Below are 21,395 nucleotides of genomic sequence, written 5' to 3' on the forward strand. Positions count from 1 at the left end.
GGGGCTACGCGCAGACCTCGCGCAGGAGCGCGGCCTGACTTGCGTGGACCTGGATGGGAAGAGAGTTCACCCCGGCATCGATCAGATACCGGGTGCGGTGCCTTCCGTTGATGAAAGAGACGACGGGCGCGGGAGGTTTGGCCCGGAGCGACCACCAGGAGCGTTGGACCTGCTGCATGTAAATGCCAGCGCGGGGGACATTAATCGCCCCTCCCTCCTCATTGAGAAACTCTTCGATGCCGGCCCGTTTGGAGCTGGGCCAATGGCCTACGGGACCAACGATGTAGCTGTCTCGCTCCCAACAGGAAAGCAACTTTCCCGCGCACACCACGATGACGGGCCACTCGACCAGGTCTTCGATATCGGGCTTGAATACGACAGCCCTCACCGGAATTCGAGTCGCGTGGAGGGTGACTCGCCAGCATGAGGCGGAGATCTGACTGAGCATGATGGTCACGAGTTCAGCGCGGATCCAGACGTGACAAAGCGCGGGATGACAGTCAGCCCCCCCATCTCGTAGCGCTCGAAGACAGCTCCCCGCAGCCGGGATGCGCGCTCCAGCTCAAGAAACCCAGCCATAAGGTGCGCATCTGCCAGGCTGTCGGCGCTCTCGGTCGTGATCGTCGCGGTCACGTTGCCGTGGCGGTCATAGCTGATGACCTTGACACAACCGCCAAGCAACTCTGCCTCTGCTGAGCTGGATACATCGATGTACAGTCGTTTCATGACGACTCCAAAAAAAAGAAGCCCCAAAGCCGAGGGTTTCGTCGCTTTGGGGCGTGGGAGGCAGCGAGGCAGAGCCAATCGGGTCAGGTCATGGTCTGGGGAGGGAGAGCCGCCAAAACAGTGCGTAAAAACGCGAAACCCTACGGAGAACAACGGCGAACGTGAGGGAACGAATACGCTATAATTTTCCGTAGTGATGCTACGATACATAAATCGATTACTGGAGTCAAGAAATGCGAATCATGTTGCCGGACCCCGAAACGCATGAGGTGGTGGAAGCTCTCATCGCTCTCGACCCGCAGCTCGGCCCCAAGCTTAGCGGCTTCGTCTACGAGACGCATTCCCGTGCCGAAATCTTGCGGCGGACCGACCTGGTGCATCGAGTCACCACTTCGACGGCGCGCGCGCTGCTCGCTGCAAAAATCGTGATGCCGTCTGGCGACGCCAAGCTCCAGGCCGAGATCGAAAAATCGCTTTCGGATGCAAGACATGCCCCGGCCCTGCGAGATCTCGCTCTCTCCATCGTCAAGGCGGAGGTAGACACCGAAGACGACGCCTTCCGGGATAAGAAGAGCATTCCGGACGCAGTCTTCCACAGACGACTTGCGCACATCCGCGAGTTTCTCGCTCACTGAGTCGGAGGATCGCCATGCGTGCATTGCAACGGCTGCAGCAAAAGGTCCTCGCCGAGGATCAACACCTTCCTCGAAACTTTGACCTGACACCTCGCGCACTGCGACTTCATGACAAACTGAAGCGACAGGCATTTGTTGGAGCGACTGTCGTGGCGCTTAGCGGCGCAGTGGCCTTCGGCGTTGGGAGCAACGACTATGACCCCGCCAAGCTGTACGTGGGCAATATGGCAGAGAGCTGGCAAACACAGCGAAGCCTCTACGACACGCATCTGAAGCTACTGGCGGCGGAAGAGCGGGCACAAGATATCAAGCTTGAAATGCTCAATGCGTCAACAGCGAAGGAAGTAGACGGGCTGCGCAAGGAGTACAAGCAGGAGCGCACCAAGATCGAAGCTTTGAAGCTGGACTATCACATCCTGACTACCGACCAAGATCCGGTGAAGGTCCAGCAGATCGCCCGCGAGGCAGACGCTGACTTTGGCCCGCGCGCATCGCGGCCTCGCATCTAGTCACCAGGTACCGAATGCTCCCTCCCCGCTCTGTGCACCTCTACTCGTCGCCCAATGGCGATCTCGTCGGGGAGATCTCCACGACTACGCCGGTCGACAAGTACATCGGTGCAATGAGAATCCTGCAGGCCCGCACCGGTAAGGCTCCGCGGGCCGCGCTCGAAAACACGTTTCCCCTGGTGCTCACATCCGACGATGCGGTTTTGTCAACGGCTCGGACCAGCGGAATTCCGCACGGGCAACGCCTGGAACACGAGCCAGTGGTGCAGAACTACAGAGAGCAGATCCTGTTCCTGCAGCGCGGGGATCTCGTCATGAGTCAGGTGGAAAACGAGGATGGATACCGCCGCCTGCATATTGGGGTGACTTTCGACGTAACCCCTCGAATCCTTCTATCCCCGGACCCGATCACGATTCTGTCACCATGGACCCAGCCGATTGTGGACGCTGACGCCCTCCAGCTGGTCGAGGTGGCCCTGCAGCGCGAGCTGACGCAGGCAGAGCAGTTTTTCGCCGCGGTGGCCATGCCGCATACCTGGCAAAGATGCGGTGGCGGGCCGGTGGCCGCAGTATCGAATCCGGGTAGAGAGGAAGCAGAGCAATGCCGCGGATTTGCGGCGCTTTTCACGCAGCCAAATGAGAAGCTACGGCAACTCGCAGCTATATCGCCCGTCTGGGAAAACGCGCTCTTCGCCGAAAGCCCGGCCACGACGCCATCAGCCGCCAGCCCCACCAAGTTGAGGAAGTAGAAATGGCGGTGCGCCATCTCACACAAGCGAAACACTAAGGCTGAAATGACGGGTTTAGCTGTCTTCCGACATCAGGTCGCGGTCCAAGGCCGGCAGCGGCGCTCCGGTTTCCCACGGCAGTTGCAGAGCATAGTCGGAGAGACTGGAAGCAAACAGGCCGGAGCCGCCAAAGTCAAATTCTGGATGGGCCTGCCGGACATAGATGTACGCCAGAAACGCGTCCTCGCGGGTATTAATCCAGTCGGCCCATTTGGTTTCCAAAATATCTCGCGAATAGTCTCCCCACGCGCAGCCGATAGCAAGGTCGTCCCATTCCGATAGCTCAGGGTGATTGGCGCGAATCTGTTGAATCGCCGCACCAACCTTGCCAGTCCACTGCCCATCGTCCAACTCAACAGTGACACCAAACGTGGTGGCGTCAAAGCGGAAGTCGCTGCCGCGCAGTTCACACGGTAGGCGAAAGCTGAGGAACCAGTCATCAGGAGTGTTGTGGTAACCCCCTGCAATCATTGGCTGAGCGTGGGGGCCATGCAGCGCAAAGATTGCAGTGGTGATGCAGTCAGGGTCAACCACCAGTTGCGGGAAATCTGCCCTACGTAACTCATGCCCTCCCGGTAAGCGACAATTTCCCAGATACAGCGCACGCAGCCCCACGGCAATTGGCGCATAGCGCTGATCGTTGATCGTCACCGCGCCGCCATGCGGCGGCAGCGCACGGAGCACTTGTACACGCGCGTGCCCCTTGATCCAACGCACGGCGTCCTCAGCAGTCCAAACCTTGCTTTCCATCGAATGCCTCTAATTTACTTGTTGTCGGTGCCCTGTCCAGATTTGCTGGTCTGGAAGGGCCATGTATTCGAGCTACACATCTCGCGACCCAACCCAACAGAAGCTGCGCGCGGCCCCAATACTGTCATTTGAGGATCGTGATGTTCTTGGGGATTTGTTTGACTTGGTCCGGCGTGACATGCTCAACAATCAGGCCGTGACGGGGAAAGGCGGAGAACGCCATTTCAATCTCATTCCAGTCGAGCCTCGATTTGATGTCATGCGGAAGCACAGAGAACAGTACGATATTGCCCACGTCACCTTTCTCCAAGGCGCGGCGCTTACAGTCAAGTTCGGCACTGTCCGTCGCTTCCGTGACGACGAGACCATACGTCGTTTCCGTATTGCGAAATACCTTCATTGGATTGTCCTTTTGGTATCGTGACGTTATATCGGTTGCCCGGAGCCTTTGTTTACCCCCCAAAAGTCCGGGGCAAAGCGCTTGGCTCGGTCGATACGGGAAGTTATTCGCAGATGACTGTCAGGGAAGCTTTCTAAGCTTTTGCAGTTCCTTCTCCAGCGCCTCAATCGCCCAGTCCTGACATACCCTCGCGCGTGCCGACTGCACGTCGCAAGTCCACGACTTCACCGCGTCCGTGCTACAAGGCCGGTGCGTGTGCTTGGTGATAAGGCGAGCTGCTTCGGCCTGGGAACCCGCGAACCCGCACAACTCTCGCATTCGCTCCCGATTCCGGGGCTCACTTATCGGCAATGGTCCTTCCGAAGCCAGCGGCAAAACGTCAGTCGGAGGGTCGAAGGAGCGCGCCAGGATGCACAGTTCATGCGCCTCTCGCAGCGCCGCCACTGCCTTATCCATAGAGAATCTGTCACGGCCGCTCAAGACGGCGCTCTCGGCTTGCCCGATCAAATCCTGCAACCTCGTCAACACCTGCAGGAACGTATGTCTCTCGTCGGCTTGCGGTCAATCCCCATGCCGCTTGCTTGCACGTGCTTTCGGCTCAAAAGTACCCCCTCCGTTGGTTGACCTCGCCGCTCGATGAACTGCACGGTCAGGTAATTGCTGACCTGCGGTGGGTTTCTGCGTTGCGGTCGTGGCGATTCTTCTCATCTCGCCGGACAAAATGACGACATATGCGCAGTTTGTGTGTACTTGTACACTCCGTCAAGTGTACGCGAACAAGAGAGTCGCTGCTGCTCCGAAGATCCTCATCACTGTAGGAAACCGGAATTAGCCGGACTACAGATCAGTTTGCTGGACTGGAAATCCGGATTTAGCTGGACTGCCGTGCAACTCTCGCCGATACTGAGCCAGGATCTGTAGGTCGGTTTGCTCACTGGGCATGGCTCAAGAAGTCGGCGAGGCGGCCGTCAATACGGGGAACTCCATCCCGTGTCTTCGCCATGCGTTACATCCCGATCCGCGACCAGCAACTCACTATCCTCGCCCGCAACCGCGAGGCCTGGCGGGCTCGGGCGGAACGACTCTTTGACGTCGAAGATCTCATTCGGGCATGCGTTCCGGAAGCCGCCACTTGCGATCCAAGCGTTGTGGCCGACGCGATCCGGGAGTGGTTCGATAGTTTCGACGACGGCATTCCGACATGGCGGCTGGCGTCGCAAGATCAATAAAAAGCCCGCGCCGGGGGCTACCACACTTGGCCTGCCGCCGCGACCGAGACAGTCTGACTGCCGCTAGCGTCGGGAACCATGAACGGTCGTTTGCGATTGATTTGCGAAAGACCGTTCACGAAGGAAGTACCGACTGTCGAGGGCCGGCCACAAACGTACTACGACGCCACGGCTGTAATGCCTTCCAGCGCGATAATCCTTGTCGTTGCACATCTTTCACGGATGCCTTGAGGCGGGCATACTCTGGCGAGTCATACCAGGCCATCAAGGAATCCATATCCGGGAATTCGACAATAACGAGACGATGCGGCTGCCAGTCGCCTTCGAGAACCTTGGTTCGACCACCGCGGCCTAGATATTTTCCACCGTAGCGCGCCTCAGTAGCCGGTACTTCTCGTTTGTACTCTTCAAAAAGGGCGGGGTCTGTTATATCGACATCGGCAATCAGGTATGCAGACATGGCGCGCTCCTTTCCGCGGTAGTCCCACGGCCCCTTGTCATTGCATGATTGTAGGCGGCGCTGCCGTGAAGTCGAGGATTGGCCATGCCACTGGGCATAATCGCCCAACGGCCTTCTGACCTCCGCACGCCCAATGTCCTGCCGTGTCAAGGCTCATTTCCTGACTACGATACCCGCTTTCGCCTTGCCGACAATATCAATCAAACAATTCCTTTTGCTCAGCAGCCGGAACCTTGAACCTATTAAGGCACTTCTTGAACTCCTCGGCAGCGTCAACCCCGCAGTGGCCTTTGGGGTAAGGAGCGAACGGGCGTAATGGACTGTCAGAGACGACCGCAGTCTGGCGGCGGGTATCCGGCCGAGACCGGCATGAGCAGCCAATTAGCACGAACGCTGGGAGGGCTGCTTCTGACTGATCTGAGACATTCGCGGTCTGTCGTATGAACTGGCGCAGCAAGAAATAACCGTTCGCTAAACCTCATGCCATCTCGTGCTGCGTTTCGAGCATAGACTGCTGTCGAATCACCGATGCAACCTTGGTTGCATGAGGCGACTTGCCGGCTGGGTGGGTGCGATACCAATCCATCCAAGATAAGCACCAACAAATAGGCATCAAAAAGCCTTGTAAGTAGCATGTCGATGAGGTTTGTGGCGAGGCGGACGTGGCTTAGCGCGATCCGGTCGCACGCGATGGGTACGTGTTGCGATCAAGGCCAAGGTCTCATTCAGAGCAGCCTTGGCCCATCGCAAGCCGAGCAGCGCCGCGGACAGGACAGGTTTGAGAGCGGTGATGGCGAAGGTTCGATTGATGCGATGGTCCGAGTCGATTTCATGCTCCTGCGCGGCGCTGAGGCAGCATAGGGCGTGCAGGTTGTCGCTGAGGATTTTGGCGCCGAAGTCCTGCCTGGCGGCCAACTGTGAGAGGCCAGACAGATGTTCGAGTGCCATGCGGTGCTTGAGGCGTTTGAATGCCTCCTCGAGGCGCCAGCGCTGATGGTAGAGATCGCGGAAGGTGGCCGCCGGATAGCGCTGCATGTCGAGCAGATTGGTGATGAGCACGCGCACCTTGCCGGCTGGCGAGATCTGCCGGATCAGCCGAACGGTCTGGGGGGTAAGTGTTGGCAGGGTGAGCTTACGCTGACGAGTGAATGCAGCCGGATATTCGACATGACGGGCAAGATCGTGAAAGACCTGGGTGTGCAGATATTGGGTAAGCGTAGCGAACAGATCGGACAGGGGCATCAGAGCCAAGCGAGGATCGGGAAACGATCCCCTATTGGCCGCCGCCCTGCTTGCGCCAAACAGCCAGCGCAAGCAGGGCGGCGGCCACTCGAACCTCGGCACCTGTCAAGCGTTCTTGGCGCAAATTGCGATTTATCTTGTCGGCTTATCTTGAATTGGATTGGGTGCGAGACACCCTGCGAACCGCCAGTACCCAAAAACCTCGCTTCATGGCACGATTCATGCCACGAATAAAATGGGCAGGGAGAGGCAAGTGATTTCAATTGGAGACATTTACGATAAGGATATCAACTTCCTCTTCGGATCGGGGGCGTCCTTTGGCCTGCTGCCGACGCTGCAGCTTCAAATGCGAACAGGTGTAGACGATGCGCGGTACTCGCTTGAGGAATTGGCGACTAAGTTCGAGCAGGAGGATGGTGACCGTCGGCGCCTCGTGCCGCTGTTCATGCACTACTACTCGTCCTGCATCAGACCTGCGGAACGGCTCACCCTCCAAGCCGCTGTCGGCAATGCGGCGGGTGCCGAGACCATCAAAAACTACCGGGCTTTCCTGACCACGGCGCTGGAGATGGCGAGTCGCCGCAAGGCACTGGACCGGCGTTGCAATCTCTTCACGACGAACTACGACGGGTGTTTCCCGCTGGTGGCCGACGAACTGATCAAGGAAGGGCGCACCGACTTCGTTTTGAATGACGGTGCGCGCGGTTTCAGCAAGCGCATCTTGCAGGCCCGCAACTTTGGGTCGTACCTGTGCCAGGCAGGCGTCTTAGGGCGCTACCAAAGTAGCATCCCTCAAGTAAATTTAATCCATCTCCACGGGTCGGTGTACTGGAGCAAGGCAGGGTCGGCGATCCAGGTCCGCTACGACACGGAGAACCGTGCTGACCTGCTTGACGCTGAAACCGCCGAATTGCTGCAGCCGTTCTCAGCCGCGCTGAACAACCCTGATGCCGAACTCGCTCAGTTGCCGGACACTGGAATCGACAACGAGGTGCTGGCGGCGTTCTGGGCGAAGTACGAGCGCATGCCCATCGTTAACCCGACCAAGTGGAAATTTCACGAGACGGTGTACGAGGAGCACTATTACCAAATGCTACGCCTGCTCAGCTATGAGCTGGAGAAGCAAAACGCTGTGCTCATCACGTTCGGCTTCTCCTTCGCAGACGAGCACATCCTCAACCTCGTCCTGCGATCCCTCTCCAACCCAGGGCTGCAGGTCTTTATCTGTTGCTACAACACTTCGGAGCGCACAGCCATGGAGGACAAGTTCAAAGGCCACCGCAACGTCAAGTGTTTGGCTCTGGACGGCGAAAATATGGACTTCACTGCCTTCAATGAGAGGGTGTTGGTCTGGCCGGAGGCGGTTGCCGCGAAGCCAGCGTCGGCGCTGCCGCCTCCCGCAGCAGCCGCGGTGCCTCCTGAGCACGATGACCTTGAGGACTTGGTCCAATGAGTATTCGTGTTGGCGAGGTCATTGCGGTTCAAGGAACCAAGGTGGTTCTGAAGATCGACGAGCAGTCCAGCAAAGAGACACTTTTCCACGGTGGCGACAAGTACAAGGGCGTCTCCATCCGAGAGTACCTGTCGATTCAGCGAGGTTTCCGAGACATCATCTGCATGGTTGACGGTGAATACCTGGACGAGAGTCGTGTTGAAACGCAAGATGGCAAAGCAACCTTCATTCGCAAGGTGGAGGCCAGGCCTATCGGCTTCTTCGACCGTACCGGCTTCACACAGGGCATCAAGTTCCTGCCGATGATCCAGGATGCGGCCTACCTCTTGCCCGAAGAGCGCATTAGATCCATCTTCGACCGCAAGGCCGACAGCAGCTTCAAGATCGGGCAGATGCTCAAGGAAGAGATTGCAGTCGGGCTGCCTTGGAAGCGGCTGTTCAACAGCCATATCGGCATATTTGGGAACACAGGCAGCGGAAAATCGAACACGCTCGCCAAGCTCTACACGGTATTGTTTGACCAAAAGCTGCCGCGCATCGAGGGAAAGAGCCGTTTCGTTATCCTCGACTTCAACGGTGAATATGGGGGCGAACAACTCGCACCTACGGCGCATAAGACGGTGTATCAGCTCTCGACTCAAGAGCAACCTGGCGATGCCAATGCGGGGGACAAGTTTCCCTTGGCTTCTACCGAATTCTGGGACCTTGATACCCTTTCGCTCTTGTTCCAGGCCACGCTGAACACCCAGCGCCCGTTCCTAAGCCGCGTCCTTACTGGAAAGGCGCGATTCGAGGCTAGGCCAGGTTCGCTTGATACATATGCGAAGAGTAAGTTCCGGCAAGCATTTTGTGCGGGCGAGGTCAGGCCTGCAACGCTTGATCTAATGCGGGTCGTTGCGCGGCTAATCAACTTCCAGGCGTTGGATGATTTGCTAAGACAGGTAATCTGGCATCAGCGGGGCGGAAGATTCGCCCTCAACGGTGTGTTCTTCAATACGGACGGTGAAAACTATGACCACCATATCGCTCCTACTGTGGACGCACTGGACACGTCTGGCCTAGATGAATTCGACCAGCTGATTGTGCGGATCAATCTGCAGCTGATGTCCGACCTGAATGCTGGGTACGTCCAATTCGAGCACATCCAACCCCTTCTCAAGCGCGTGGAGTCCTCGCTGAAGAGCATGCGCCGGGTGCTGCGCATAGCTAATGCCGCAGAAGACGAGAGGGTCTTGACTGTGATTTCCTTGCGCCGATGCAACAACGATGTCAAGAAGGTTCTGCCGCTCCTGTTTGCGAAGCACTACTACAACGCCCATAAATCGGCGGTGGCCAGCCCTCCAGACCGGACCGTCCATCTTATAGTCGATGAGGCGCACAACATCCTTTCTGAACAGTCAACGCGAGAGAGTGAAAGCTGGAAGGACTATCGCCTCGAACTCTTCGAGGAGATCATTAAGGAGGGCCGCAAGTTCGGCATTTTCGTAACGATTGCTAGCCAACGTCCGGCTGACATCTCGCCAACCATCGTCTCGCAGTTGCACAACTTCTTTATCCATCGCTTGGTGAACGACAGAGACCTGTTTCTCATCGACAACACCATCTCTACGCTTGACGCCGTGTCGCGCAGTCTCATCCCTGGGCTGTCCCAAGGGTGCTGCGTGGTCACTGGAACCGCGTTTGAGCTTCCGATGGTCATCCAGGTGGAACGCTTGCCGAGCGGAAAGCAGCCAGCCAGCGAGGACGTTGACCTTGAAAGGCTATGGAGCGAGGCCCCGGCGGTCTTGGTTTGAGTCATCGACTGGGAGGGGCGGCGATGCAATTCGCTGAGGTGGATGGGAAGAAGGCGGCGCCGTTCTATTCGGCAACCAGGCGGACGCAGCCGTGGCGGCGGCATCCTCTTCGGTGACGTTGTGCTGACCTGCGACAAGAAAGCCGGGCCACTGCTAGAGGCTTCTGAACAGGGAGGAAAAGTCCCATCTTCCTTTCGGGAGCTCTCCTGGCGACGAAGCCGCTTGGCGAGATCGTGCGTTCCATCGCGCAGCAGTGAGCCCTTCGCCGCCAGTCCTCCACTACTCACCGCCTGGCGGTGTAGCAGTTCTTCGCGTAGTCCTGAATCTTTCCCTTGACGCCGCTGATGTCGACTGCGGCCGTGTATCCCACGGCCCCGTCCGCGGCAATCCAGGCGGTAATGGTCTTGGATGACAACAAGGTCCGCATTTCGGCGGATAGCAATTCCCGATGTACCCACACGACGGACTCCCTGCGCTGGAGCCCCTGCGCAGTGGCCCCCTTTCTCTGAGGCTGAATCTCTGTTCCGTCGAACGTAAAATACGAGTTTGTGGCCCACTCGAATTTACCTTTGGCATCCGCTTCAGTGGTGACCAGCCCACCGCCCAACCCCATTTTTCCATCAAAGCACGTGAACAGGAAACGGGCACTCCAGTTTGTATACTCCTGCTCCACTTTCAAATAGGTTGCACCTTGCGCCTGTTTCAGCTCCGCGGTTGCCGGCTGTGTCCCGTTATTCGAGAATCGCAGCTTCGCCGCAACATGCGCGGTCAACCAAAGAATGTCCTCAGGACGCACTGAGGCTGACGCCGAAAATGCCAAGGCATCGACGCCCATATTCTGTAGATATGCCACGATGAGACCGCTCGTTTCCTGGCTCGTGCCATTGTCTATCGTTGTGCTTTTGGCCGAAAACTGATGAAGCCCGAGCTTTGTCTCCTTGCCTGAGAAGTATCGCCCACGACCGCCCGCAAACGCGTAGGCGCACGCGCTCGCACAATATCCCCGTTCAACCATCTGGCCTTGCGAATACGTCGCGATGCCCGTGTCGAATCCGAGGCTGCGGATTTTGGTGCCGAGTTGTATGCCACCAAACAGGGATCCGCCCGGGGAATTAAACAGCACGGTCGCGGAGGTTATATTGTTTGCCTTGACGAACCGCTCAAAGTCCATCGCCGTGGACGAGGTAATCTCACCGTCCGCGTAGATTCTCGTTTCGCCGCCCCCGCGATTGATCCATGACAGCGCGTCATACGCCTCATGCTTCGGAGCGGAGAATGTCATGGCATCGGCATTGCCCACCAGCAGGGCAATGGCTAATAACGAAGCCTTAGCGAAGATTTTCATTTTGGTGAGGTTATAGATTACCTGGCGAGCTAGATTCGCAACGACTGGCAGTGTAGCTGAACTGCCTTCCCTTTTTGCACCCCTCTCTGCGCGGGCTGACGGCCGCATCCACCGGCTTGACAGCCCTCTTGCGAACGGGCGATATGAACAAGGCTGAGAATTCCACCTGCTCGGCCGGTTAAGCGAAAGCCGTTCCGTGGAGAGGCGACGCCGACTGGCGTCGTCGCCTCCGACGACCGGTAAACGCTCAAGAGCGGCCACAGTTGGCTTACATGTTCACCGGCAGTTAAGGGTCGCAGACGGGAACAAGCTGACGTGGCCAGACTGGGGCGTACGCGAATAAGTTAGACTTTCTTTCAGCGGCTAACAGCTAGGGCCAATATGCGGAAAATTCTTGGGTGGGTCGTAGGGTTCGTTGTTGTCATCGCGGTCGGCGTTGCGCTCACGTTAGCGGGCGCCGCGCTAGGGGTGCCGACGTCTATTGACTTGGACGGACCGACGACAATTACGCACGGGAGTGGCCGCTACAGCTACGAAGAGGAAACAGAATCACTGACAACCTCCTTTGGACTTGCAACTTTGGGACTTTCCTTGCTCATCGGCATTTGGGCTGGCCAAGCTACGTATGCGGGCGGTTGGAACGCCGGGTTCACAAGGAGAGGCTGGGTCTCGTTCCTTGCATGGCTAATGGCGCTTATGATCCTAACGGTTCTAGCCGCGCTCTCGCACCTGGCTTTCAGGGGGTTATCCGGAAGTGTCGCCGCGTATGCACAGCTGTTTATTGAGGTCGGCGCAACAGTTGGCATTGGATGGGCATGTCATCAGTGGTGGAAAAATCGTGTCGGAGAAACCTCTGGCAGTGAATGACCATAAGCGGTTGGCGCTTCGGAAATAGTTAGGTGGTGTACCGTTAGATCCAAGGGAGAGACACGAGATGGAAAGGCATAAGAAAATTGGTACTCTGATGATCGCGGTATCCATCATCATGGCGCTCACGTCAGTTGTCTTCTCTGAGAATGCTTGCCATGCAGGCTGGGGCGCCGACGAGTCTTTTCTTCGATTGCTGCTAGTCTGCCTTCGCATCAACTTCTACGAAGAAATCCCTGGCAACGAGTTTTCTGACCACATCTACTTGCCAACGAAGTACGCGCTGCTCGGCTGTGCAGCACTGCTTCTTCTCGGGGGGCTTTTTCTAAAGGGTGTATTCGCCTCATCGCATGTAACGCCTGCGGATCCCAAGCAGCCCGAATGACTATGGCGCTGAACGAAAGGGTGCAGTCCAACGAATTCACGTAGTAGCGCGGCTGCTGGAAGCATGTGAAGGAAGAAGTGGGCAACCATGAAATCCCTAGTCTGACTAGCACTCGATAGTGCGCGCGTAGCATGCGTCTGTCGGCAACGGACGATGACAAACATAAGTAGTCGGCCCTGCAGAATCCCGTGAAGCCGCGCCGGGCAAGGGATTGGGGTTTCTGAGAGGACCACAGAACTCCCGGAATCGATATGATTCGATTTGATTTCTGGAAGTTTTCGAGGCTAATCGATGAGCACACCGGACTTCTTTCGCAGCCGCCTGGACGCCATGATCGACCTGCGCCACCCGCTGGCGGTCTTGGCCAAACGCATGCCATGGGACGCGATTGAAGTCAGTCTGGCGCCTGTTTTAGAGCGCAAGGCACGCGATGGTCAAACGGTTGTGGATGCTGATCTGTTCGGACCGACGTTGGCAGTGGCTGGTGCGGGTGTGAGTGCAGCGGGACGTTCGCGTCTGCCTATTCGTTTGCTGGTAGGCCTGTTGTACTTGAAGCAGGCCTATAACGAGAGCGACGAATCGGTATGTGAGCGCTGGGCACAGGACGTGTACTTCCAGTACTTCTGCGGTGAGGAATATTTCCAGGCCTGCCTGCCATGCTCGCCGACCAATCTGGTGCGATTTCGCCAGGCGCTGGGCGAACCCGGCGTCGAGGAACTGCTGGCCGCGACCATTGCGGCTGCGGTAGAGATGAAGGCGGTCAAGCCGGCCGAATTCGATCGCATCATCGTCGACACGACGGTCCAGGAGAAGGCCGTTGCCTACCCGACCGATAGTCGTCTGCTCGAAGTGGCACGTGCGAAGGTCGTGATGCTTGCCCAACGCGCTGGACTGGTGCTCAAACAGACCTTTGCGCGTGAGGGCAAACACCTGCGTCGCCGTGCCGGCGGCTATGCGCACGCGAAGCAATTCCGGCGTCTGCGCCGCGTGCTCAAACGACAGCGGACCGTGCTCGGCCGTGTGCTGCGCGACATCGAGCGCAAGATGGCGGCGCTGCCAGAGAGTCAACAAGAGGGGCTGCGTCTTTGGCTTCAGCGTGCCTGGCGCATCTGCCGGCAGCAGCCCAAGGATAAGAGCAAGTTGTACGCGCTGCACACACCGGAGGTCGAATGCATCGGAAAAGGGAAAGCTCGCCAGCCGTATGAATTCGGCGTGAAGGTCAGCTTGGCGATCACCGCCAAGCAGGGACTGATCGTGGGCGCCCGCAGCTTCCCTGGCAACCCATATGACGGCCATACGCTGATGGCCCAGATCGAGCAGACCAACATCTTGCTGCAAGAGTTGCCCGGCGCTCCAAGGCCGCACACGGCCATCGTCGACCTTGGGTTCCGCGGTGTGGATGCGGAGGTGGCACCGGTAAAAGTCATCCACCGCGGCAAAGCCAAGTCTCTCGATGCAAGACAGCGCCGATGGCTCAAACGCCGTCAGGCGGTCGAACCCATTATCGGACACACCAAGGCGGACCACGGCATGCGCAGATGCTGGCTGAAAGGAGAAAGCGGAGACGCCTTGCATGCGGTGCTATGTGCCGCGGGGTTCAACATCCGCTGGCTACTGCGCGCCATTGCCCGTGGGGCATTTTTGCCCTTCTTTTTTGCCGCATGTGTTTGCTCTGACTCTTGCCATCGATACCTCGCGGCGCGTTCTTGATGCGATAGCGCGCGAGTCAGCACCCGCAAAGTGACGCCCTCCAAACCGGGAAAGTGAATTTTGGAGGGCCGACTAAGTTATTTGACAAAGAAGGACTTTGACTCTAGGCCGTGGTGGCAAACGACGTTTCGCCGCATGCTGGTGTGGGTGCGAGCCTGACTGGGAGTTCGTGGCAGCCTGCATTGCAGTCCAGCTAAATTCGCGCTTCTCGTGATGGCAGTCCAGCCATTTCCGCTTCGGGGCGCGGGCGAGCGGCAACGGAATTGGCTGTTAAGTCATTGATTTTCCGGACAACGCAGTCCGGAGAACTCCGATTCCCAACGTCACGTCTACTACGCCGTACCGGTTCAGGGGCTGAGCTAAACCTGACAGATCCGTATAGATGGTGTGGCACCGCGCAATAGGAACCGACCATCTCCTTGTTGCATTCGCCACCGTTGCTGCTGCACGGTTGCGCGTGCGTCGTGACCTTGCCTACGCGGGGCACCCAGCAGCGGAAAATCCGGCATAATCGTCAGCTCGACCAACCAAATGGTGTTTACCATGCTCACTCGCCAGGCATCGGAATTATGAATTGCCACGATTTGATGGCGAGGGGAGTAAAGCCGGCTGGCAGCGGTAACGGTGGCCTCGCCGGGTACTTGCTTCCTTACGGCTTGGGGCGAGATCCGGCCCTCTCTTCAGGCGCCGCAACGTTGAGAAGTGATGACCGGTCGATTTTGCCCTTCGAATACCTATATTGAAGGCACTGCCAGGCACCATCCTTGATGACGTCAGTCGCGAGCAGCTGGCGGTCGTGCAGTATGTATTGGCCTTTTGCGCCGACCTGAAGTACATGGTGGTCAGTGTGAGCGAGCACTAGGCCAATGTAATCAGCTCCGTTTTCGGCAAGAGCAGGGCGAAGCAAATGCTGAACGTCCTCGGGATCCGCCCCATGTTCAACCGCAAGGTCCATCAGAACAGAACGGGAATTGAGGCGAGCTTGCCAAGGCCTCTCCAATGCATCGAGGATCCAGTCTGCGTCACGGTCTTCCGCGTCCTCGATCTCCAATCGCTCGTCCGCCTTCCTTGCGACGACTACCGGCTTTACGTCATCCAAGGAGTTGTCGTACACCAAAGCCATATCTGCTTGCTCGACCGCACACGCCAGTAGCTCCAAGGCCCGCCAGTAGCGATCTCGGATGGTGTCAGGTTTCACGGCATGGCCGCCGAGGCTGACGCGATTTGCTACACGCGCGACATTGATCTCGGGATTATTGGTGGCCACAAATACGAGGAGAACTTCGTATCCTTTGGCCTTTGCCTGGGTGAGCAAAGCCACCTTTTCCGGCGTGGACATGACGGTCTCGAATGCAAACGAGTCCCCGGTTTCGAGGGCGGCAAGTCGGCGCTCTTCGGCGATTGCCGCGGCCTTCCGATTCCGCTCGTCATAGTCCGCAATTTCGCTCTCGAGCGTCTTCGCGATATCGTCAGCGTTGATGTAGGCTTCGGGCGGAAGCCCTGACGCCTCCAGGACTTCGCGACTGGCAGTTGTCTTGCCAGAACCGTTCGGTCCTGCAAAAGACAGGACCGTGGTTTCAAAAGGGGGATCTTGTTGCTGCGTCTTGTCGATTGTTGTCATGCAACTCGCGGCGTCTTGCGTTTGGGTGTGGTCGGGCGCGGGGCCTCATACACCACAGTCGCACGACGGGCCTTGGCCTTAAGGACGCGTTGGTCGCCAGCCGGTGGTAGACCGGCAGCTCGCGCCTCTTCCGCTGCTTTCTTCACGCCACGCGCAAACAGGTCATCGAACTGCTTGCTCATAACGAATTGGGCCAGCTTTGAAGCCATTTTGCACCTCCATGTCGCCTATGGGTTTCATTATAGGCCCGTCCGGCTAAGCACGCTCGCAGAACTTAAATGGAGCGTGCCTCCTACTTTACATTTTAGGCCTCCTTTGGTCATTTTTCTGCGTTACATCCTGCTCCAGTCCGGCGCTTGCTGCCGCCTGGGTGCGGTCAAAGACATACACCAGTCCTCGGTGGTAAGCGCTGAGGGCTCCGCCCAGAAGGGCGGCATCCAAGGCCGCCCCCACAGACGAGGCTGTCTCCCAAGGCGATTGCCCGTAGCTATTCGGCCAGCTCAGATGCTTGGTCTCCCGCCAGAACTGGATTAGCTTGGCCTTGGTTGCGCCGGCCTTAATCAGACCCGCCACCCTTTCTTGCTGACTGCCAAAGCCACCTTCAATGGCCCTATCCTTGAAGCCGTCCCATTTTTCGAGGGCCTCCTCGTTGGGCAGCGGATGTACGTCGACCAACTTACGCTCGAGCTTCTCGCCGGCATGACGATCCTCGTGCGCGGCACTGCGTTCAACCAACTCGCAGACGTGGCCGACGATGTCATTGGCCATGACTTCGGGTGGCAGGTCAGGATAGGCTTTGCTGTATGTGTCCAGAATACGGTCATACGAGACATGTTTCAGGTCAATGACCGGCGTGCTGTCCAGAGACTCGCTGACCGCGACCGCGCTTCCCGGGGAAGCGTCCATCATTCGTTCAAACAGGGTTTCCCATCGAAACGACCCGGGCATTGAGGGCGGCATGATGGCGTAGCGGCCGTCCGACAGCCGGCAGCACTCTTCAATGTAGCGTTGCGCTGCCCCTCCCATCGCCGACGTGTACTCAACCGATTCCAGCTGTTCGGGAATACTTCCGTTGTCAGCCAGGCGGGAAAGCACCCGCGCCGCCTTGCCGCAGGGATGAGCGAGATCCTTATCCCAGCCCCCCGTGTAATTCATCAGAGCTTGCAGTGCCCCTGCCAGCTGGGAGTATGTGGGCAAGCCCGCGTCTTTGAGGCGCGCGTCGGCGCTGGCGATATCATCGGTAATAGAACTAGTTTTCATCGGTTTCACCAGGTTCACATGCGGGGAGCCGATGGCTTGGAGTGGGTGGCATGCTCGACACCATCCCCACCGGCTCGGAAGCGCGCCAGCGCCGATGTAGTGAGCGCCGCGGCCCGCTCGCGCAGCCAAGCATCCGCCGACTTGGCGAAACCGAACGTTCGCATGATCAGAGCGGATGGCGTCACCCCGCTCTTGCTCTCTGCATCCGGATCAGCACCAGCCATTACTAGGGCCTTCGAGTTCAGGATGCTCCTGCTCGCCGCAAAATGCAGCGGTGTGTGCCCATAGGAGTCGCGAGCATCGATCTCTGCCCCGAAATCGATGAGCGCCTTGAGAACCTCGTGGTTGTCGTTCAGAGCAGCCTTGTGCAGCGCTGTTGCTCCCTTGGACAGGCCCGGGTATTCCTTCTCCATGCGAGCCATCACCGTAGCGCCGCCCTCGATCAGCATATGGACGCTCTTCGCATCCTTTGCCATATGGAGCAACGGCATGCCATCTACCACCGCCCGAACGTTGGCCCCCTTATCGATGAGATGCTGAGCCAGAACATGGTCCTGATTCAGGATGGCATAGGCCAGGATCGGCGTGCCGCGCCAGAGTGAACTTTTGACGTTCGCATCGAACCCGCCCTCCTCCATGATCCGGAGAATCTCGTCACGGTCGCCTTCGATTGCCGCCTCGAACAGCTTATCCTTCTTTGTCTTGAACATGCTTGATTTCCAGTTGATGGCGCGCTGCGCGCCTGGAGTTACTGTAATTAAGGCTTCATCCGGGGTCGCTGGACTATCTGCTCGCGCTCCAGGTCGTACTGATCGCCCGTAACAACGTTCATCGGCTGCGCAGCCTGACCGAAGACGGACCGCATCTCGGAGAATTGCTCTTGGGACGGCTTGCGCCCTGCGTTAATGGCGCGATACTGGGCGAGGAAATCTGAGATCTCGGTGTCGCGGGCCTTTGCGCTCCTTTCAATCTCGAAAGGCTTGCCTGCGAACTTCCATAGATCGAGGACGGGCTGAGGAGGCACCTGCCGATTACTGAGCCAACGCACAATGCCGGCTTCCACTCGGGCTCGCGACTCGAAGCCGTCGAGTACATGCTGCGCTTCCTTGGCATCGCCCGGAGTAATCGGCCAAAGGTACTTGCGGATGTATTCCGACTTATCCTCTGGGATCTCCGCGTCGGGCAGACGGGTGACGGTGTGGGATGGGCCGTAGTCGGGGCATGTCCATGACTCGCCAACTTTCAAGGACCGGATGCGCGCAACGTCATCGTCTGAGTAACCCGCCTCTGCGTTGAAATGCCGCTCGAGCTGCACCCGCTCTCCGGGCTGTTCGAAACTGGCATCCAAGTGGGCGGTGAACAGCTTCGCACGAAGCGGCTCCAACTGGAGTGCCGCTGCTTGCAACATATCGCCGCGCGTCATGGCTTCCTTGTTTTCCATGTTCGATTCGTCATTGGTGATTGCAATGAGCTGCTTGACGGCGCTCTTACCAAACACTTCCTGCTCGATCTCATCGATGCGGTCGTGCAGAACATTAATGCGGTCGAAATTGGCGCGCTCACCTAGCTTGACCTTGCTGAGCAGCGCTTCGCGCTCCCGCCTGGCAAGCTCCAGCTCCGCATTAGCCTCGGCGACAACTTTATCGGGGATCGCAACCATTGGGAGGGAGTGCCGCCAGGCCGCCCCATCTGCAGTGAGCATCCCAAACTCGATTTCCTGCTGTGGGTGCGCCGCTTGCAGTGCTTGTGCAAGTGCCGTCGCAATCCCGCGCCGTCGATGATCGGGAGACACTTCGATGAATGCGATGCTCGGAACGCCCTGATAACAGGAGTAGTCAAGATGGCCGACACGCACATCGCCGATACTTGCGACTACCGTGTAGTCGTCCTGGCCGTGATGCGTGCCGCGGTGAATCGAGTGGATCTGGATCGGCTGCGCCATGGACTTGGCCTCAGGTATTGCGCATGCGCGAAGTCGCGCGATCTGCTGGCGAGTCCTCCGCCTTGGCGTCTTCATCGTGCGGCTCGTCAACGGCTTTCCAGCCTTGCACCGTCGCTTGCTTCCAAGATGAGGCGAAAACGTCCGAGCCGTACTCGGCTTCCAGCTTGTTGTCGATGAACTTGTGCTTCGGGTAGAACTGGGCCATGTAGCGGCGGGCGACCGCGTCGAAGACCTGCTGCTCCTGCTTGGATAGACCGGATGCGATCTCACCTGTCGGGATAATCGCGTGGTGCGCGGACACCTTGGCGTCGTTCCAGCATGCGTACTTGATGCTGGGACTGCTGCCGCTGGCCAGCTTCGTGTAGATCTGGGAAATCCCCTTCAGGACAGCGGGGGCTTCGACGTGCATGGACTCCGGCAGGTACTGGCAGTCGGTGCCCACGTACGACACCATCTTGTGATTCTGGTAGAGGGACTGCGTGGCGGTGGATGTTTCCTTGGCCGACATGCCATGCTTCGCGGACATTTCCGACTGTAGCTTCGCCAGGTTGAAAGGCAATGGCGGAGCCTGCTCCTTTTCAATTGAGTCGTAGCGGCTGACGACGCCGTCCAGGCTCGCCTGGATCGCGCTGACAATGGCTTCCGCCACTGACCTATCGATGATGCGCCCCTCCCCGTCAATGCCGCGCATGTCGCCCCCTTCCTTGCGGCTTGACCAGATGAGGACCCGACCGTCCGGAAGCGCAATTTCAGGCACGTAGTACGCCACCGGCTTGAAGTTTCGGATCTCCATCTCCCGCCGCACGACTAGTGCGAGGGTCGGCGTCTGAACACGCCCCACCGAAAGTGACTTTTTCAGGCTGGCATTGACAGCTGCGCGCACGGCCCGCGAGCCGTTCATGCCAACCAGCCAATCCGCCTTGGCGCGCGAATCGCCCGCCTGGCGCTGCAGGACGAACTGACTCTCGCCATTGTTCCGAACGGCGTTGTGCGCGAATGCCCCGGCCAGTGACGCGTGATTGAGCGCTTTGATCAGAACTCGCTCAACAGGCTTGCCACTCCCACTGGGGTCAACACCGGCGTAGCGAATCGTCTTGTCGGCGATGTACTGCCCCTGCCGGTCGATATCGCCCGCGTTGACGACGACGTCGGCTCGCTTCAGCAGGGTGGTGACGTGTCGCAACTGATCGCGCTTCTGCGCGTCAGGAAAGTCCTTGAAGGCCTCCGGCAGAATAGGCAGTTGCGCAAAGCCGCGGAGCGCCTTCTGAGACTCGCTCATATAGTCCTCCGGCTTACCCTGATCGAACATGTCGCCGATCATCCACGTCACGGCATCACCGTTCTTGAGCCAGTAGGCCCCGGATTCGCGCCGCTCGTAGCCAAAGAACTCCGCAACATGCTTGGCGACATCGGGCTTCTCGGTCAGATAGACGCGCATGGCAGTCATCCCTGCTTCGCTGCAAGCAGCCGGACTGCCTCGCAGAATTGCAGAAAGTTGGTGTGCACGTCTTCGTCGCGGAACACCACCTCTTCGGCCTCGGCATCCACGCGCGCCACGCCGTGGAATGTGGCCCCTTCGGCGTCGTCCTCATACATCGACCAACTCATTTCGGGCTCGCCACTCTTGAGGCGCATCTGAGCGAATACGCCAGGCTGCAGCCACGCCTGCGCGTGCGTACCCATTTCTGCGAGCGGAATCCCGATTAGGGCCGCGATACTCTTGTAGGTCTCAGTGATCTTCATGGGCATCCTTTACATGCGCGGACGGGGCGCTTGCGCCGTATCGTTCGCGTGGTTCGGACTGCTGTCGACTCGCCTTTGCACCTGGAGGAAATGGTCGTCCTTCACGGTGGCCAACCACTCAGGCCCAAGCTGGTTCCGGATCGCCTGCAGATGGCCGGGATGTGCGGCGCGTACCCATCCGGCAAGGAGCTTGGACTTCCATCTCGTGCCGGCTTCATCTCGAAACCGAGACAGTGCTTCGAGCTGCCCGCCCTCCAGCTGATCAAGCGGGTTCGCTGCTTTGGCGTCAACGCTGCGTAAAGCTTGCCGGACGGTTCCCCACGGCAGGTCGTGGCCTTTGTCATTGGCAACCTCCATGTCGCGGAGGGCGCCCACCAGGTCAGAGTATGTGGCTTGACCACTACCGGTCCCCTGCCCGCTCAGCGCGCGACGCAGCCGCTGTTCCAGCACTGGGCTGTGCGCAACGACCTCCTCCCAGTCAGCATCCGACCATCCGGCGATCTCGTGGATCAGTTCAGTTTTCCTATTCATCGTGGT

22 protein-coding genes are annotated in these 21,395 nt (G+C 58.4%); 8 read left to right on the forward strand and 14 right to left on the reverse strand.

Annotation, left to right across the window (positions count from 1 at the left end):
* Window positions 1-4: 4 nt before the first annotated feature.
* Both CTP10_RS40960 and CTP10_RS40965 read right to left on the reverse strand, forming a co-directional pair.
* Window positions 5-448, reverse strand: coding sequence for a plasmid fertility inhibition factor family protein (locus tag CTP10_RS40960; protein WP_411860284.1), 444 nt, complete (start codon window positions 446-448; stop codon window positions 5-7).
* Between the two features lie 5 nt (window positions 449-453).
* Entirely contained in the window at window positions 454-726 is a 273-nt protein-coding gene (locus tag CTP10_RS40965; protein WP_116321286.1) for a hypothetical protein, read from the reverse strand.
* A gap of 233 nt (window positions 727-959) precedes the next feature.
* Between CTP10_RS40965 and CTP10_RS40970 the strand changes: the two genes are divergently transcribed.
* The 3 genes from CTP10_RS40970 to CTP10_RS40980 are packed head-to-tail and all read left to right on the forward strand — an operon-like array spanning window position 960 to window position 2,619.
* Window positions 960-1,361 carry a hypothetical protein gene (locus tag CTP10_RS40970; protein WP_116321287.1) on the forward strand — a complete coding sequence of 134 codons (402 nt, stop codon included), beginning with the start codon at window positions 960-962 and terminating at the stop codon, window positions 1,359-1,361.
* A gap of 14 nt (window positions 1,362-1,375) precedes the next feature.
* Entirely contained in the window at window positions 1,376-1,870 is a 495-nt protein-coding gene (locus CTP10_RS40975) for a hypothetical protein (RefSeq protein WP_147316232.1), read from the forward strand.
* Window positions 1,871-1,884: 14 nt separating this feature from the next.
* Entirely contained in the window at window positions 1,885-2,619 is a 735-nt protein-coding gene (locus tag CTP10_RS40980) for a hypothetical protein (RefSeq protein WP_116321289.1), read from the forward strand.
* Between the two features lie 54 nt (window positions 2,620-2,673).
* Here the strand turns inward: CTP10_RS40980 and CTP10_RS40985 are convergent, their stop codons facing one another.
* Both CTP10_RS40985 and CTP10_RS40990 read right to left on the reverse strand, forming a co-directional pair.
* Window positions 2,674-3,408 carry a hypothetical protein gene (locus tag CTP10_RS40985; protein ID WP_116321290.1) on the reverse strand — a complete coding sequence of 245 codons (735 nt, stop codon included), beginning with the start codon at window positions 3,406-3,408 and terminating at the stop codon, window positions 2,674-2,676.
* Between the two features lie 124 nt (window positions 3,409-3,532).
* Complete coding sequence (locus tag CTP10_RS40990; protein WP_116321291.1) at window positions 3,533-3,808, reverse strand: hypothetical protein; 276 nt, start codon at window positions 3,806-3,808, stop codon at window positions 3,533-3,535.
* Between the two features lie 1,001 nt (window positions 3,809-4,809).
* Between CTP10_RS40990 and CTP10_RS40995 the strand changes: the two genes are divergently transcribed.
* Window positions 4,810-5,037: a hypothetical protein gene (locus CTP10_RS40995; RefSeq protein WP_116321293.1), complete on the forward strand. Its 228-nt coding sequence runs from the start codon at window positions 4,810-4,812 to the stop codon at window positions 5,035-5,037.
* Between the two features lie 115 nt (window positions 5,038-5,152).
* Here CTP10_RS40995 and CTP10_RS41000 read toward each other — a convergent pair whose 3' ends face one another.
* Both CTP10_RS41000 and CTP10_RS41005 read right to left on the reverse strand, forming a co-directional pair.
* On the reverse strand, window positions 5,153-5,497 hold the full coding sequence (locus CTP10_RS41000) for a DUF1330 domain-containing protein (protein WP_233528220.1): 345 nt from the start codon (window positions 5,495-5,497) through the stop codon (window positions 5,153-5,155).
* 612 nt (window positions 5,498-6,109) lie between these two features.
* Window positions 6,110-6,739 carry a transposase gene (locus tag CTP10_RS41005; protein WP_233528221.1) on the reverse strand — a complete coding sequence of 210 codons (630 nt, stop codon included), beginning with the start codon at window positions 6,737-6,739 and terminating at the stop codon, window positions 6,110-6,112.
* Window positions 6,740-6,992: 253 nt separating this feature from the next.
* Between CTP10_RS41005 and CTP10_RS41010 the strand changes: the two genes are divergently transcribed.
* Window positions 6,993-8,192 carry an SIR2 family protein gene (locus tag CTP10_RS41010; RefSeq protein WP_116321375.1) on the forward strand — a complete coding sequence of 400 codons (1,200 nt, stop codon included), beginning with the start codon at window positions 6,993-6,995 and terminating at the stop codon, window positions 8,190-8,192.
* A complete protein-coding gene (locus tag CTP10_RS41015) occupies window positions 8,189-9,985 on the forward strand; it encodes an ATP-binding protein (protein WP_116321295.1) in 1,797 nt (598 codons plus the stop codon). The genes CTP10_RS41010 and CTP10_RS41015 overlap by 4 nt, the downstream gene beginning before the upstream one ends.
* A 283-nt stretch (window positions 9,986-10,268) precedes the next feature.
* Here CTP10_RS41015 and CTP10_RS41020 read toward each other — a convergent pair whose 3' ends face one another.
* Window positions 10,269-11,330: a hypothetical protein gene (locus CTP10_RS41020; RefSeq protein WP_116321296.1), complete on the reverse strand. Its 1,062-nt coding sequence runs from the start codon at window positions 11,328-11,330 to the stop codon at window positions 10,269-10,271.
* Window positions 11,331-12,264: 934 nt separating this feature from the next.
* Between CTP10_RS41020 and CTP10_RS41025 the strand changes: the two genes are divergently transcribed.
* Both CTP10_RS41025 and CTP10_RS41030 read left to right on the forward strand, forming a co-directional pair.
* On the forward strand, window positions 12,265-12,582 hold the full coding sequence (locus tag CTP10_RS41025) for a hypothetical protein (protein ID WP_147316233.1): 318 nt from the start codon (window positions 12,265-12,267) through the stop codon (window positions 12,580-12,582).
* 291 nt (window positions 12,583-12,873) lie between these two features.
* Entirely contained in the window at window positions 12,874-14,292 is a 1,419-nt protein-coding gene (locus CTP10_RS41030) for an IS5 family transposase (RefSeq protein ID WP_233528222.1), read from the forward strand.
* A 649-nt stretch (window positions 14,293-14,941) separates the two neighbouring features.
* Here the strand turns inward: CTP10_RS41030 and CTP10_RS41035 are convergent.
* From CTP10_RS41035 to CTP10_RS41065, 7 genes are all read right to left on the reverse strand, one after another.
* Window positions 14,942-15,913 carry a zeta toxin family protein gene (locus CTP10_RS41035; RefSeq protein WP_116321298.1) on the reverse strand — a complete coding sequence of 324 codons (972 nt, stop codon included), beginning with the start codon at window positions 15,911-15,913 and terminating at the stop codon, window positions 14,942-14,944.
* Between the two features lie 297 nt (window positions 15,914-16,210).
* Entirely contained in the window at window positions 16,211-17,173 is a 963-nt protein-coding gene (locus tag CTP10_RS41040; RefSeq protein ID WP_116321299.1) for a hypothetical protein, read from the reverse strand.
* A 14-nt stretch (window positions 17,174-17,187) separates the two neighbouring features.
* A complete protein-coding gene (locus CTP10_RS41045; RefSeq protein ID WP_116321300.1) occupies window positions 17,188-17,883 on the reverse strand; it encodes an ankyrin repeat domain-containing protein in 696 nt (231 codons plus the stop codon).
* A 47-nt stretch (window positions 17,884-17,930) separates the two neighbouring features.
* The gene (locus tag CTP10_RS41050; protein WP_158577682.1) at window positions 17,931-19,115 is read right to left on the reverse strand and encodes a GNAT family N-acetyltransferase; all 1,185 of its coding nucleotides are present in this window, start codon (window positions 19,113-19,115) and stop codon (window positions 17,931-17,933) included.
* A gap of 10 nt (window positions 19,116-19,125) precedes the next feature.
* Window positions 19,126-20,553 (reverse strand): DNA topoisomerase, encoded by a 1,428-nt coding sequence (locus tag CTP10_RS41055; protein WP_158577683.1) that lies wholly within the window; start codon window positions 20,551-20,553, stop codon window positions 19,126-19,128.
* 5 nt (window positions 20,554-20,558) lie between these two features.
* The gene (locus CTP10_RS41060; protein ID WP_147316234.1) at window positions 20,559-20,858 is read right to left on the reverse strand and encodes a hypothetical protein; all 300 of its coding nucleotides are present in this window, start codon (window positions 20,856-20,858) and stop codon (window positions 20,559-20,561) included.
* A 9-nt stretch (window positions 20,859-20,867) separates the two neighbouring features.
* Window positions 20,868-21,389 (reverse strand): hypothetical protein, encoded by a 522-nt coding sequence (locus CTP10_RS41065; RefSeq protein ID WP_116321304.1) that lies wholly within the window; start codon window positions 21,387-21,389, stop codon window positions 20,868-20,870.
* Window positions 21,390-21,395 lie beyond the last annotated feature (6 nt).

Source organism: Cupriavidus sp. P-10, from assembly GCF_003402535.2.
GTDB lineage: Bacteria > Pseudomonadota > Gammaproteobacteria > Burkholderiales > Burkholderiaceae > Cupriavidus.

Coding starts and splice junctions, on each gene's coding strand:
- CTP10_RS40960 (WP_411860284.1), bottom strand. CDS start 448: ATGCTCAGTCAGATCTCCGCCTCATGCTGGCGAGTCACCCTCCACGCG.
- CTP10_RS40965 (WP_116321286.1), bottom strand. CDS start 726: ATGAAACGACTGTACATCGATGTATCCAGCTCAGCAGAGGCAGAGTTG.
- CTP10_RS40970 (WP_116321287.1), top strand. CDS start 960: ATGCGAATCATGTTGCCGGACCCCGAAACGCATGAGGTGGTGGAAGCT.
- CTP10_RS40975 (WP_147316232.1), top strand. CDS start 1,376: ATGCGTGCATTGCAACGGCTGCAGCAAAAGGTCCTCGCCGAGGATCAA.
- CTP10_RS40980 (WP_116321289.1), top strand. CDS start 1,885: ATGCTCCCTCCCCGCTCTGTGCACCTCTACTCGTCGCCCAATGGCGAT.
- CTP10_RS40985 (WP_116321290.1), bottom strand. CDS start 3,408: ATGGAAAGCAAGGTTTGGACTGCTGAGGACGCCGTGCGTTGGATCAAG.
- CTP10_RS40990 (WP_116321291.1), bottom strand. CDS start 3,808: ATGAAGGTATTTCGCAATACGGAAACGACGTATGGTCTCGTCGTCACG.
- CTP10_RS40995 (WP_116321293.1), top strand. CDS start 4,810: ATGCGTTACATCCCGATCCGCGACCAGCAACTCACTATCCTCGCCCGC.
- CTP10_RS41000 (WP_233528220.1), bottom strand. CDS start 5,497: ATGTCTGCATACCTGATTGCCGATGTCGATATAACAGACCCCGCCCTT.
- CTP10_RS41005 (WP_233528221.1), bottom strand. CDS start 6,739: ATGCCCCTGTCCGATCTGTTCGCTACGCTTACCCAATATCTGCACACC.
- CTP10_RS41015 (WP_116321295.1), top strand. CDS start 8,189: ATGAGTATTCGTGTTGGCGAGGTCATTGCGGTTCAAGGAACCAAGGTG.
- CTP10_RS41020 (WP_116321296.1), bottom strand. CDS start 11,330: ATGAAAATCTTCGCTAAGGCTTCGTTATTAGCCATTGCCCTGCTGGTG.
- CTP10_RS41025 (WP_147316233.1), top strand. CDS start 12,265: ATGGAAAGGCATAAGAAAATTGGTACTCTGATGATCGCGGTATCCATC.
- CTP10_RS41030 (WP_233528222.1), top strand. CDS start 12,874: ATGAGCACACCGGACTTCTTTCGCAGCCGCCTGGACGCCATGATCGAC.
- CTP10_RS41035 (WP_116321298.1), bottom strand. CDS start 15,913: ATGACAACAATCGACAAGACGCAGCAACAAGATCCCCCTTTTGAAACC.
- CTP10_RS41040 (WP_116321299.1), bottom strand. CDS start 17,173: ATGAAAACTAGTTCTATTACCGATGATATCGCCAGCGCCGACGCGCGC.
- CTP10_RS41045 (WP_116321300.1), bottom strand. CDS start 17,883: ATGTTCAAGACAAAGAAGGATAAGCTGTTCGAGGCGGCAATCGAAGGC.
- CTP10_RS41050 (WP_158577682.1), bottom strand. CDS start 19,115: ATGGCGCAGCCGATCCAGATCCACTCGATTCACCGCGGCACGCATCAC.
- CTP10_RS41055 (WP_158577683.1), bottom strand. CDS start 20,553: ATGCGCGTCTATCTGACCGAGAAGCCCGATGTCGCCAAGCATGTTGCG.
- CTP10_RS41060 (WP_147316234.1), bottom strand. CDS start 20,858: ATGAAGATCACTGAGACCTACAAGAGTATCGCGGCCCTAATCGGGATT.
- CTP10_RS41065 (WP_116321304.1), bottom strand. CDS start 21,389: ATGAATAGGAAAACTGAACTGATCCACGAGATCGCCGGATGGTCGGAT.